This window comes from Collimonas fungivorans (assembly GCF_001584145.1).
GTDB classification, from domain to species: domain Bacteria; phylum Pseudomonadota; class Gammaproteobacteria; order Burkholderiales; family Burkholderiaceae_D; genus Collimonas; species Collimonas fungivorans.
Map to the genome: position 1 here is coordinate 927,795 of NZ_CP013232.1, position 12,764 is coordinate 940,558.

12 protein-coding genes and 1 tRNA gene are annotated in these 12,764 nt (G+C 59.7%); 3 read left to right on the top strand and 10 right to left on the bottom strand.

Going from position 1 to position 12,764, the window contains the following annotated elements; all coding sequences use genetic code 11:
• Positions 1-99 precede the first annotated feature (99 nt).
• From CFter6_RS03975 to CFter6_RS03990, 4 genes are all read right to left on the bottom strand, one after another.
• Positions 100-176 (bottom strand) — tRNA-Gln (locus tag CFter6_RS03975).
• Between the two features lie 83 nt (positions 177-259).
• Positions 260-1,162, bottom strand: coding sequence for a 4-(cytidine 5'-diphospho)-2-C-methyl-D-erythritol kinase (gene ispE, locus CFter6_RS03980; RefSeq protein WP_061538823.1), 903 nt, complete (start codon positions 1,160-1,162; stop codon positions 260-262).
• Between the two features lie 8 nt (positions 1,163-1,170).
• Entirely contained in the window at positions 1,171-1,809 is a 639-nt protein-coding gene (gene lolB / locus CFter6_RS03985; RefSeq protein ID WP_061538824.1) for a lipoprotein insertase outer membrane protein LolB, read from the bottom strand.
• Between the two features lie 29 nt (positions 1,810-1,838).
• Positions 1,839-3,653 (bottom strand): tetratricopeptide repeat protein, encoded by a 1,815-nt coding sequence (locus CFter6_RS03990; protein WP_061538825.1) that lies wholly within the window; start codon positions 3,651-3,653, stop codon positions 1,839-1,841.
• Positions 3,654-3,812: 159 nt separating this feature from the next.
• Here CFter6_RS03990 and mutM point away from each other — a divergent pair, with 159 nt between their 5' ends.
• The 3 genes from mutM to mutY are packed head-to-tail and all read left to right on the top strand — an operon-like array spanning position 3,813 to position 7,726.
• Complete coding sequence (gene mutM, locus CFter6_RS03995) at positions 3,813-4,634, top strand: bifunctional DNA-formamidopyrimidine glycosylase/DNA-(apurinic or apyrimidinic site) lyase (protein WP_061538826.1); 822 nt, start codon at positions 3,813-3,815, stop codon at positions 4,632-4,634.
• Between the two features lie 29 nt (positions 4,635-4,663).
• The gene (locus tag CFter6_RS04000) at positions 4,664-6,601 is read left to right on the top strand and encodes a dynamin family protein (protein ID WP_150118620.1); all 1,938 of its coding nucleotides are present in this window, start codon (positions 4,664-4,666) and stop codon (positions 6,599-6,601) included.
• Positions 6,602-7,726, top strand: coding sequence for an A/G-specific adenine glycosylase (gene mutY, locus CFter6_RS04005; protein WP_061538828.1), 1,125 nt, complete (start codon positions 6,602-6,604; stop codon positions 7,724-7,726).
• A gap of 9 nt (positions 7,727-7,735) precedes the next feature.
• Here mutY and CFter6_RS04010 read toward each other — a convergent pair whose 3' ends face one another.
• From CFter6_RS04010 to queF, 6 genes are all read right to left on the bottom strand, one after another.
• Complete coding sequence (locus CFter6_RS04010; protein WP_061538829.1) at positions 7,736-8,362, bottom strand: LON peptidase substrate-binding domain-containing protein; 627 nt, start codon at positions 8,360-8,362, stop codon at positions 7,736-7,738.
• Positions 8,363-8,414: 52 nt separating this feature from the next.
• Positions 8,415-9,296 carry an RNase adapter RapZ gene (gene rapZ, locus CFter6_RS04015; RefSeq protein ID WP_061538830.1) on the bottom strand — a complete coding sequence of 294 codons (882 nt, stop codon included), beginning with the start codon at positions 9,294-9,296 and terminating at the stop codon, positions 8,415-8,417.
• 53 nt (positions 9,297-9,349) lie between these two features.
• Positions 9,350-10,297 carry an HPr(Ser) kinase/phosphatase gene (gene hprK / locus CFter6_RS04020; protein ID WP_014004611.1) on the bottom strand — a complete coding sequence of 316 codons (948 nt, stop codon included), beginning with the start codon at positions 10,295-10,297 and terminating at the stop codon, positions 9,350-9,352.
• A 74-nt stretch (positions 10,298-10,371) separates the two neighbouring features.
• Entirely contained in the window at positions 10,372-10,848 is a 477-nt protein-coding gene (locus CFter6_RS04025; RefSeq protein WP_061538831.1) for a PTS sugar transporter subunit IIA, read from the bottom strand.
• A gap of 291 nt (positions 10,849-11,139) precedes the next feature.
• Positions 11,140-11,751, bottom strand: a complete 612-nt coding sequence (locus CFter6_RS04030) for a hypothetical protein (RefSeq protein ID WP_061538832.1) — start codon at positions 11,749-11,751, stop codon at positions 11,140-11,142.
• A 152-nt stretch (positions 11,752-11,903) separates the two neighbouring features.
• Positions 11,904-12,743 (bottom strand): NADPH-dependent 7-cyano-7-deazaguanine reductase QueF, encoded by an 840-nt coding sequence (gene queF / locus CFter6_RS04035; RefSeq protein WP_061538833.1) that lies wholly within the window; start codon positions 12,741-12,743, stop codon positions 11,904-11,906.
• Positions 12,744-12,764: the final 21 nt, after the last annotated feature.

Below are 12,764 nucleotides of genomic sequence, written 5' to 3' on the forward strand. Positions count from 1 at the left end.
TGTGTGCTGTTGTTGTATTTCTGAAGCGGCTTGCTGCTGCTGCCGCTGTAAGAACTAAAGTAACACTATTTCCTGCAGGACACTCTCGTCCGTATCTAATGGCAGGGGAAGAAGGATTCGAACCTTCGAATGCTGGAATCAAAATCCAGTGCCTTAACCAGCTTGGCGATTCCCCTACGCAACTTGTTGTCTACCATAAATCCGCGCTGCATTTGATGACTGCGCTTGAATCTGATGCTAAACCGAATTCTGTCTTACTTTAACGATCCAGCAACCCTGCGAGCGGATGTTCCTGCATCGCCCTGGCTTTCCATGCCTTCCAGCGATTCGGCACCAGTTTCAGTACCTCATCTGCCTGTTCTTCTTGCGTAAAACCGCAAAAAACACATGCGCCGGATCCGGTCATTCTGGCATCTCCATGCTTGCCTAGCCATTTTATGGCATCTGCAACTTCCGGGAACTGCCTGGCGGCCACGGGTTCCAAATCGTTTTTTCCGAAGAGCTTTTTGCTAGCTATCGAAAAGTCCGTCATTTTGACGGGTTTCGTACTCCTTGTCAATTCCGATGATGAAAAAATTAATGCGGTCGGAATTGTTACGCCGGGCTGAATTATAACGAACCATAGCCCTGGAGTGTCAAGCTTTTGCAGGCTTTCTCCGATTCCTTCCGCAAACGCATTTTGTCCGAACAGGAAAAATGGCACATCGGCGCCCAGCTGCAGGCCCAGAACCATCAATTCTTCGCGCGACAGGCCGCCTTGCCAGAGATGGTTGAGCGCCATCAGCGTGGTGGCGGCATCGGAAGAGCCGCCGCCCAGCCCGCCGCCCATGGGCAGGTTTTTTTCGATGGCGATATCCGCGCCCGGCGCCGCCGTCCCGGTTCTTTCATGGATCGCGTTTTGCAGCAGCCTGGCGGCGCGCACGATGAGGTCGGACTCTTGCGGCACGCCGGGGATTTCCGTAGTGCGCCGGACCTCGCCGTCTGCGCGCACTTCAAAATGCAAAAGATCGCTGAAATCGACCAGCTGGAACACGGTTTGCAGCAGGTGATAGCCGTCCGGGCGGCGCCCGGTGACGTGCAAAAACAGATTCAGTTTGGCTGGCGCCGGGCAGTTGTTGAGCGTGCGAGTTGTGGCAAATTCGGGCAAATTCAGCAAATTCATTGCAGGCTTCAGTGTGGTTGGCGGCTGTCGATGACGATGCGGATGGCGACCTCGCCAGCCTGTGCGGTATTGCGCGCCAGGTCTATCCGCTTCGGATAACTTTCGGCGCCGTTGTTCTGGTCTTGCCAATTGGTGTACTGGATCAGCCATTTGTCTGCGGTGGTGACGCTGAAGCCATCGTCGGCGGCCGGGACTGCGCTGAAGCGCCGGCCGGCGGCGTTCTGGCCGAAACCTTGCAGCCAGTCGCGCAGGCCGGCAACCGGCAAGGGCCAGCCCAAGGCCTGCACCGTCAGCGCGTCGACATCGCTGGCGCTGCGCGCAGGCTGGCCGCTTTGCTTGAGGGTGGCCTGGTCGGCTGCGATATTGATGGTGGCCAGGGTTTGTCCCAGCGGCGAGAGCAGGGTGATGACGGTTTCCTGCTTGCCTTGCGCCCAGGTGAAGCTGCCGTGCACTGCCTGCTCCTTGCCGTCTTGCTGATAGCGTATCGACAGGCGGCCGCTGACATCTATGGCCTGGTGATATTGGCGCGCCGCGCTGCTGGCGGCGCTTGCAGTAGCGGACGATTGCTGCAGCGTGCTGCAGCCGCTGAGCGCCGCGGTGGCCAGCATCGCGGCAAGCAACATGCCGCGCCGGATTGCCGGCAACATGTGCCGCGGGTTCCCTTCTGCTGCCCACATCATAATTTGGCGCCCAGTCGTGCCAGGGTGTTTTTCAGGGCGTCGTTTTGCGGATCTTTCTGCAGGACTTCACGCCACAGTTTTTGCGCATCGGTTTTTTGTCCCTTGACCCACAGCACTTCGCCCAGGTGCACCGCGATTTCCGGGTCGGGCAGCAGGCTGTAGGCGTTGCGCAGCCGGGTCTCGGCCTCGCCCAGGTTACCCAGGCGGTATTGCACCCAGCCCATGCTGTCGACGATGAACGGATCCTGCGGCGCCAGCGTCAGCGCTTTCTGGATCAGCGTCAGCGCTTCCGGCAAGCGGATATTGCGGTCGGCCAGCGAATAACCGAGGGCGTTGTATGCCTGCTGGTTATCCGGCGCCAGCGCGATCAGCTTGCGCAGCGCGGTTTCCATGGTGCTCAGGTTATTCAGTTTTTCTGCCGCCATGGCATAGTCGTACAGCAGGTCGGGGTTGTCCGGCTGCGTCTTGAGCGCGGTTTCCAGGACCTTGAACGCTTCTTGCGGGCGGTTGGCTTCGCGCAGCAATTGGGCTTCGACCTGGGTTACCTGGGTTTTTTCACGTTCGCCATTGGTGTCGATCTCGGCCAGCACGCGCCGCGCGCCGTCGAGGTCGCCGCGCTTGGACAGCAACTGGGCGCGGCGCAGCTGGGCATCCAGGTAAGCGTCGCCCGGCTCGACTTGCGCCAGCCATTTCAATGCAGCGTCGGTGTCGTTCCGGTCTGCGGCAATCTGCGCCAGGATCAGCAATGCCTGGGTATTGTCGCGCGCTTCGTCCGGATGTTTGCTCAACTGGTCGATATAGCTGACCAGGTAGCGTTCGGCAGCCTTGGTGTCGCCGATCTGCGCATTCAGCAGGCCCAGCGCGAGCAGGGTGGTGGCGTCCTGCTTGTCGTTCTTGAGCAGGATTTCAAACTGGCTGCGGGCTTTTTCATATTGCTTCTGGTCGATCAGGGTGCGTGCATACGCCACCCGTACTTCACGCGAGCTCGGATATTTCTTGAGGAAATCGGTGAGGATGCGTTCGACTTCGCCGCTATCCGCCGCGACTTGCGCGCTGGTCAGGATCGCCAGTTCAGAATCGGGTTTCAGGTTCAGCGCAATTTTCGCTTCTTCCTGGGCGCGCACGCTGTTGCCGCCGCTGAAGGCTTGCTGCGCCAGCGCCAGGTGCGCTTCCGACATCGCTGTGTAAGGCGTGACCAGTTGCTCGAGCAAGGTAAACGCGCCGGCCTTGTCCTGCGCCCGCGCCAGCAGGCGCTGGATCTGCAGCATCATGACGCCGCGCGCTTGCGGCGGCGCATCTTGCAGGCGCTTTTCAAGGATGGGCTTGGCTTCCGCCAGGTTATTGCTGAGCATGATGAAGCCGAGGTAATACTGGGTCGCCTCTTCGGAATCGGGAGCCAGTTCACGCCACAGGCGGATGGCCACCAGCGCTTCGTTGGCTTGTTTGGCGCTCAGCGCCATTTCCGCCGCGCGCCGGGCCAAGCGCGGATCGCGCGTCTGCTGAGCGGCCCCCAGCAGGGTGACGTAGGCGGATTGCCAGTTGCCGCGCTGGAAAGCGACTTCGGAACTGAGCACCTTGAACAGGATTTCCTTGGTCAGCGGCACCGCCGGCAGGTGTTCTTCCGGCGGTTTGACTGGCGTTACCCGGGTTGCCAGCTTGCGGCTTGCGATCTGCTCGGGACTTGCTGCAGGGGTAGCCGCAGAGGGCGTGCCGGCGGCGGCAGCAGGATTTGTGGCATCGTTGCCTGGAGTTATACCGGCGCAAGCCGACAGCAAGGTAGAGAGCGTTACAATGGCAAGGGTTTTTTTCAAGGGATATATCCTGGCTTTCAAAGGTAATCTTGATTTTACGCCCAACCAGAGAGCAATGCGCAGTGGCGGCCTCTGGATTTGTTTCAAAAAGTACATAGAAAGTACATTAGCCGATTATGCCATTCCATTCCGGACGCGCTGTTCCAACGATGCCTGACGATGCCAGAATTACCTGAAGTCGAAGTGACCCGCCGCGGCGTTGCGCCGCATCTCGACGGCCGCATCGTGACGGCCGTCACCTTTCGCCACCGCGGCCTGCGCTGGCCGTTCCCGCTCGACCTGCCGGCGCTGCTGGTGGGCCGCGAGGTGCGCGGCACCGGCCGCCGCGGCAAATACCTGCTGCTGCGTTTCGACCATGGCACCGTGATCATCCACCTCGGGATGTCGGGCCACCTGCGCATCCTGGAGCTCGGTGTCGAGCCGCAAAAGCATGATCATTTCGACCTGGTGGTTGGCCGCCAGCTGCTGCGGCTGACCGATCCGCGACGTTTCGGCGCAGTGCTCTGGCATGCCGATGCCGACGGCCCGGTGGAGCAGCATGTGCTGCTGGCCGGGCTTGGCCTGGAGCCGCTGGAAGATGTTTTTTCGGCGCAGATCCTTTACCGGCAGACGCGCAACCGCAGTGCGCCGATCAAGCAAGTGCTGCTGGCCGGCGACATCGTGGTCGGGGTCGGCAATATCTATGCTTCGGAAAGCCTGTTCCGCGCCGGCATCAATCCGAAAACCCCGGCCCACCGCATCAGCCTGGCCCGTTATGAACGGCTGGTTGATGCCATTCGGATAATTTTAGCGGCTGCAATTGACAAGGGCGGCAGCACTTTGCGCGATTTTATTGGTGCCGATGGCCAATCTGGCTACTTCCAACAGAGTTATTTCGTCTATGATCGTGCTGGGTTGCCGTGTAGAAATTGTGGCACCCTGATTACGCAGATCAAACAGGGGCAGCGTTCGACGTTTTATTGTAAAAAATGTCAGAAATAATATTAGAGAACATAGGCGAGAGAGAGATAGTGAGCAACCTAGTCCAAAAATTCCAGGAATACAGTGAGTGGCGCACTGGCGTGGCCGGCGCATTGCGGCGTTACCAGACATGGGCCAGCGCCTCGAAATTGTCGGACGTGGCCAGCGAGCAGCGCATCAGCCGAGCTTTGGCGCGCCTGACCGACGACAAATTGTCGATCGCGTTTGTGGCGGAATTTTCGCGCGGCAAATCGGAACTGATCAACGCCATCTTTTTCGCCGACTACGGCCAGCGCATCCTGCCGTCGGCCGCCGGCCGCACCACCATGTGTCCGACCGAGCTGCTGTACGACGCGTCTTTCCCGTCCTGCATCCGCCTGCTGCCGATAGAAACCCGGGCCGAATCGCAATCGACCAGCGACTACAAGGGCGCGCACCACGTCTGGACCGTGCTGCCGCTGGATATCTCCTCCACCGACGGTATGCTGGAGGCGTTCAAGCAGGTCAGCCTGACCAAGTGGGTGCCGGTGGAAGAAGCCAAGAGCTACGGCCTGTACGACGAAGACGATCCGGACGCGGCCCTGGCGATTGACGTGTTGGGACGGGTCGAGATTTCCCAATGGCGCCATGCCATCGTCAACTTCCCGCATCCCTTGCTGAAAGAAGGACTGGTGATCATCGACACGCCGGGCCTGAACGCGATCGGCACCGAGCCGGAACTGACGCTCAACCTGATTCCCAACGCCCATGCGGTGCTGTTCATCCTGGCGGCGGACACCGGCGTCACCAAGAGCGACATCGACGTCTGGCGCCATCACATCGGCAGCGGCGCCGGCCGCATGGTGGTGCTCAACAAGATCGACAGCATGTGGGACGAGCTGCGCTCGCCGTTCGAAGTCGAGCAGCAGATCAGCAAGCAGGTCTCGAGCGTGGCGCATACGCTGGGCTTGTCGGAAGCGCAGGTATATCCGGTTTCAGCCCAGAAAGGCCTGGTCGGCAAGATCAACGGCGAGCCGGAACTGCTGAAGAAAAGCCGATTGCCAGCCCTGGAAAACGCCTTGTCGCGCGAACTGATCCCGGCCAAGCGCGACATCATCCGCTCGCAGCTGATCGGCGACATCCATGATTTGACTGTCACCAAGCAAGCCCTGATGTCGGCGCATATCCGCAGCGTGGTCGAACAGTTGCTGGAGCTGAAGAGCTTGCGCGGCAAGAATACCTCCATCATCAGCCACATGATGAAGCGCATCGATATCGAGAAAAAGGAATTCGACGAAAGCCTGCTCAAGCTGCAAGGCACGCGCATGGTGTTTGCGCGCCTGTCGGCCGGAGTCTTCACTACGCTTGGCATGGGTTTGCTGAAAGAAGAAATCCGCAAGACGCGCGAGACCATGGAAGGCAGCATGTTCACCGCCGGCTTCCGCCATGCGGTCAAGGAATTCTTCGACAAGTCGCAGGAAAACCTGATGCTGTCCGGCCAGAAGACCGATGAAATCTCTGAAATGATGACCATCATGTACCGCAAGTTCTCGACCGAACACGGCCTGGCGCTGTCGACGCCGATGCCGTTCTCGCTGGACAAGTACCGCAACGAAATCAAGGTGATCGAAACCGCTTATCATCGCCAGTTCGGCACGGTAACGCTGGTGAAAACCAGCCAGGTAGTGCTGATGCAGAAATTCTTCGATTCGATCGCCTCGCGCGTCAAGCAGAGTTTCCTGCAGGCCAACCGCGACGTCGACGCCTGGCTCAAGGTGGTGATGGCGCCGCTGGAAGAACAGATCCGCGCCCACAAGTCGCAGCTCAAGCAGCGCACCGATTCGATCGAGCGCGTGCATGTGGCGATCGACAGCCTGGAAGAAAAAATCCAGTCGGTGGAAATGCTGCAGAACGAATTGACGGCGCAAAGAAATACGCTGGTGGCGCTGGAAGCCGATTTGAGGAATGCATTGGGCTCGGAAATGGCCCCCATGAAAGTTGCGGTATAGATGAAACGTGTAGTTATCGACAGTAGCAGCGAAGCGGCCGGCCAGTTTGCCGACCCGTCTTTTTCGGCAGCGGTGATCGGGTGGCAGAAGCAGCATGGCCGCCACGCCTTGCCGTGGCAGCAGACGCGCGACGCCTACCGCGTCTGGCTGTCCGAAATCATGCTGCAGCAGACCCAGGTGGCTGCCGTGATTCCCTATTACCAGCGCTTCCTTTCGAGTTTCCCCGATGTGCAGGCGCTGGCAGCGGCGCCCAGCGAAGAGGTGATGGCGCACTGGAGCGGGCTGGGTTATTACACGCGGGCGCGCAACCTGCATCGCTGTGCGCAACGGGTAGTGGCTGAACATGGCGGGATCTTTCCGCGCGATCCGCTGCTGCTGCAAGACTTGCCCGGCATCGGCCGTTCCACCGCGGCCGCCATCGCCGCATTTTCCTACGGCGTGCAAGCCGCCATCTTGGACGGCAACGTCAAGCGCGTGTTTGCCAGGGTGTTCGGCATCGACGGCTATCCCGGCGCCAAGCCTGTCGAAGATGCGATGTGGCGCCGTGCCGTGGCCTTGTTGCCGGAACAGGGAGTGGAGTCGTACACCCAAGGCCTGATGGACCTGGGTGCGACGCTCTGCACACGCAGCAAACCGTCCTGCCAGACTTGTCCGCTGGCGCCGCGCTGCGCCGCGCTGGCGACCGACCGGGTCGGCCAGTTGCCTGTGCGTAAACCGAAAAAAGCGATTCCCGAAAAACATACCGGCATGCTGGTGATTGTCGACCGGCGCCAGGTTTTGCTGGAACAGCGTCCCGACAGCGGCATCTGGGGCGGCTTGCTGTCGTTGCCGGAAATTGCGCCGGGAATTTTGTCGAAAGCCGATTTCGATACTGCTTTAAATCGCGCTGCCGCAGCTTTCGGCACTGTCGCGTCGTACGAGCCGCTGCAGCCGTTCACCCATGTCTTCACGCATTTCAAACTTCAGATATCGCCGTTCCAGATTGCGCTCGAACGGCGGCTTGACGGCGTTGCCCAGGCCAATTACGTTTGGTATCCGGTTGAAAAGCTGGCAAACGCGCCGCTGCCGGCGCCGGTCAAGAAATTGCTGCTGGAAGTATTCCGCGAAGCGGACCTGTTCGCCTAGCAGGCCCTATCAGATGATGTTGTGCTGTAGCAGGTATTGATGGACTATGCCCAGCCGTTCGCGGCCGTCGGTCAGCTCAAGTAGTTTCTGTCGTGCTTTCAAGGGGATCGGCAGGATTTCGCACCAGCGGTTGGCGACCCAGCCGGCATTGTCGAATTGCAGCGGCAGCGCAAACGGGCTGGCGAAATTCTCGCCGTGTGCGCTGCGGCCTTTCTTGTTGATATCGTCGATCACCAGTTTCAGCGTGCCGGCGCATTGCAGATGGGTTGCGTCAGGCGGTGTCGCCGGATCGGCCTCGATCAGCGTTACCTGGGCCTCCAGGCGCTGGTCGGCAAGCACGCGCTGCTGCACGATGCGGAAGCGCTGGCTGCCTTCGGTGCGCAGCATCATCACTCCCAGGTCCTGCATGTCCCACTCGATGATCCTGGTCAGGCAGCCTACACTCTCAGGTTCGGCGGCATTGCCGACTTCCTTGCCCGATTTGATCAGCACCACGCCGAACGGCTGCTCGCTCCGCATGCATTCGCGCAGCATGTCGAGGTAGCGTGTTTCAAATACCTTGAGCGGCAGCACGCCGCCGGGGAACAGCACTGCGTTGAGCGGGAACAGCGGTATCCAGGAATTATTTTCGGGCATAGGGTGACGTCAACTGCGGAGGAGGTGGGCTGCGGATGGGGTCAGCTAGGCGCTAATTGTCGCCGGCGCGCCTGGCCAGTTCGCGGTGGCGCCGCACCACGCGTTCCGATACCCGGAAATATTCCGCCAGCTGCTCCACCATGTAGACCGAGCGATGCTGGCCGCCGGTGCAGCCGATCGCTACCGTCAGGTAGCTGCGGTTGTCGTCCTTGAACGAGGGCAGCCATTTTTCGACAAAATTGCGGATGTCGCCCAGCAGGTCGCCGACCTTGGGCAGGGCTTCCAGGAAGTCGATTACCGGCTGGTCGCAGCCGGTCAGCGGACGCAGTTTGGCGTCGTAATGCGGATTCGGCAACATGCGCACGTCGAACACCAGGTCGGCGTCCAGCGGCACGCCGCGCTTGAACGCGAACGATTCGAACAGCAAGGTCAGCGGCGCCGGTTCGGTATCGACCAGTTCCTTGATCCAGCTGCGCAAGCGGTTGGCGCTCATGTTCGACGTGTCTATGGTGTGGCCGATGCTCTCGATCTCGGCCAGCATCTCGCGTTCGTTCAGGATGCACTCGGTCAGGGTCAGGCGGTCGGCCGGATTCTGGCCGGGGCGCAGGCGGTGCGACAGCGGATGGCTGCGGCGGGTCTCGGAGAAGCGGGCGATCAGCGATTCGGTCTGGGCGGTCAGGAAGAATACCTTGACGTCGTGCCCTTCGGCTTTCAATTGCTGGATATCGGAGGGCAGGCCGGCCAGCGAATCGGCGCTGCGGGCGTCGGTGGCTACCGCCAGCATTTGCGCGCCTTCATCGAGGCGGGTGGCGACCAGGCCGCGCAGCAGGATAGGCGGCAGGTTGTCGACGCAAAAATAACCCGCATCTTCGAGCACGCGAAGAGCGACCGATTTGCCGGAACCGGAAATGCCGGTGATGAGGATAATACGCATTAGCGAATGATACCGTAAGTCGGGGTTTTTATCGGAAGCCCGGCAAACGGATGTCAGAGATCGCTGTCGCTGTCCATCGCAATACGCTGGCGGGCGATGAAATCCTTGAGCGTGTCGATGCCGCGCAACTGCAGGATGGTGTTGCGCACCGCGGCTTCCAGCAGCACCGCGATATTGCGGCCGGCGGCTACCGGGATGATGACTTTGCGGATCGCCAGGCCCAGCACTTCCTGGGTGTGGGCGTCGAGCGGCAGGCGCTCGTAGTTTTCTTCCAGCGTGGCGCGCCGCACCAGGTGCACGATCAGCTTGAGGCGCATTTTGCGGCGCACCGCGGTTTCGCCGAAGATGGTCTTGATGTCGAGCAGGCCCAGGCCGCGCACTTCCAGCAGGTTTTGCAGCAGGTGCGGGCAGCGGCCCTCGATCATGTTGGGCGCGATGCGGGCAAACTCGACCGCATCGTCGGCCACCAGGCCGTGGCTGCGCGAGATCAGTTCCAGCCCGAGTTCGCTTTTGCCGAGCCCGGATTCGCCGGTGATCAGCACGCCGACTCCCAGCACATCCATGAACACGCCGTGCATGGTGATCCGTTGCGCCAGTTTTTTCGACAGGTAGACACGCAGGTAATCGATCACCTGCGCGGCCGGCAGCGGCGTCGAAAACAGCGGAATGTTCTTTTCATCGCAGATTTCGAGGATGTCCGGCGGCGTCGCCAGTCCTTGCGCGATGATGAAGGCCGGCGGCGCGCCGGCCACCAGTTCAGCGGTCTGGTAGACCCGCGAAGTGGCCGAGAGGCGCTGGTAGTATTCGGTTTCCTGGTGGCCGAAGACCTGGATCCGGCCCGGATGGATCAGGTTCAGGTGGCCTACCTGGTCGGCGGCCGAAGCCGCATCGCCGGAAATCAGCCGCTCGCCGCCGGGAAAACCGGCAAACCAGCCCAGCTGCAGCGATTCGCGGTTTTCGTCGTACAGCTGCTGAATCGAGAGGGGCGTGGAAACTGGCATGGTCGGCGTCTGACGTGGTTGGTGGGTTAGATCGCCCGGAGGGCGACTCAGACAGGATGATGTCTTATTCTAAATTATGTCGCATTTTCCGTGCCCATGGGCTGCCAGGCCACAATGTGCGCGTGCACCGATGCCGGATCGGGATCGCTGCTGAGGAGGGCGCGGAAGGCGTCGCTGGAAAACATCTCGGCGATTTCCGACAGGATTTCCAGGTGCTGCTGGGTGACGTTGTCAGGAATCAGCAGGAATACCAGCAACCTGACAGGTTCGCCGTCCGGCGATTCAAACGGAATCGGTTCGGCCAGGCGCACAAAGGCAGCCAGCGGCGCTTTCAACCCTTTGACACGGCCATGCGGCACGGCGACGCCGTGGCCGAGACCGGTGGAACCCAGGCGTTCGCGCGCAAACAGGTTGTCGGAGACGGTAGAGCGGGCAATGCCGCAATTGTTTTCGAAGAGTAAACCGGCTTGTTCGAAGGCGCGTTTTTTACTGGAGACTTCCAGATCCAGCGCTACATTTTGTGCAGGCAGGATTTTTGCAAGATTAGTCATAATACAAATTGGTATGCGGCACAATACGGGTGGTTGTGTCTAAGTCATAGTAAGCCACCACTAATATAGCCGCAGCATTTCGGAAACATGCCAATTTCGGGTCTGAACGCTGCTGGCCGCCTAGCGCGGCCGCAACTGTTATGGCTGTTATGACAGCGTCTCCCCGATTTTGGCCCAAGTCAGCGTAGCCCGGGCTACGGTCTTAATGGCACCCAACCCGGATTATAGACTTGATTCAGGTCAACAACACCAACTTGCGGTCATGGTCTTGCCTGGACCGGATTACGCCTTTTACTTAACTTCGAAGCGTGCAAATATCAGCCAGACATCGCCGTTGCCTTTATTCTGCGACAGGCGAGGCACGTAAGATCCCATCAATTTGGCCCCCTTGACGCCCAGTGATACCACCGGCAGGGCTATCGGGAACGGGAAGCCGCCGAAATAATCCTGGCGGCTCATCAGCATGGCGGTGTAGCCGGCGCCGACTTCGACCGGGGTCTTGGGCACGTTCCAGATCCATTCATAGGCATAACCGGCCATGATTTGCGGCTTGCGGTGAGAGTCGCGGATGGCGAACAGGTATAGCGATTCGTCATTGCCGTCGGCGTTGCGGATGGTGCGGCCGCCGCCCAGGCCCCAGGCTTTTTCATTCAGCTCCCGGAGCTTTTCTTCGGTATAAGTACGGCGGCCATGGTAGGCGTAGCCCGACAGATACACTTCCATATCGCCATTGTTGGCGATATTACTCAGCCGGTCCTGGGTTTGGGTGAGGGTTTTGCTGAACCAGCCGGTGGTGTCCGGGGTTTCCTGCGCCTGGACTGGGGCAGCCATGGCGACCAGTGCGGTCATGCAGGTGAGCAATGCGATCCGCTTGAGCGCGGAAAAACGATAAAAAGTTGTCATAAACAAAAGAATCCTTTACGGCGAGGTCGTACGGTAGACGTTGATCCCCTGGACGTCAATATTCCCGACCCAATTATTGTTATTTAGTTATTAAAATGCTGTCTTTTTGCTACGCTTTGTAGCTAATCGTAAAATCTGTAGCAAATCGTAAGTTATTGCCTTGCCTGGCGCCAATTCAACGGTGGCTGCGATGTGGAGAAATTGCTGCGCCAAGGATTGATGTCGAGACCACCGCGCCGCGTATAGCGCGCATATACAGACAGCTTTTGTGGCCGACAGTTGCGCATCAGGTCCATAAAAATGCGTTCCACGCATTGTTCGTGGAATTCATTGTGGTCGCGGAAGCTGATCAGGTACTTGAGCAGGCTTTCCTGGTCGATGGCGGCGCCGACATAATGGATCTGCACGCTGCCCCAATCCGGCTGGCCGGTCACCAGGCAATTCGATTTCAGCAGGTGCGAGACCAAGGTCTCTTCCACCACAACCTGGTCCGGGTCGCTTTTCAGCAGCGCCGGATTCGGCTGATATTCGTCGACTTCGATATCCAGGCGGTCCAGCAGCAAACCTTGGAGTTCTTGCAGCTTGAGTTCGGCGAAGGCCTCGGCGGTGGCCAGGGCGACATGCACCGGCGCGCCGAAACCGGCGGAGATATCGGTGCGCAGCAGCTGCAGCAACGCGTCTTTATCCGCTAGCCTGGTCTGGTTGAAGGAGTTCAGGTACAGCTTGAACGACTTCGATTCGATGATGTTGGGAGAGTCCGCCGGCACCGTGAAAGTCGCGATCGCCACTTGCGGCTTGCCGCGCAGGTTGAGCCAGGACACTTCATACGCATTCCAGATATCGACGCCGAAAAACGGCAATGTGCCGCTGATGCCGATTTCTTCGCGCTTGCCCAGGCGGGCAATCGGAAACAGCAGTGAAGGCTGGTACTGGGTCTGGTAGGCGGCGGGTTTGCCCAGCGGCGAGGCGTCAGGCGTGTTCGGGATAGTCATGGCTTCTGCTTGTGCTTAAAA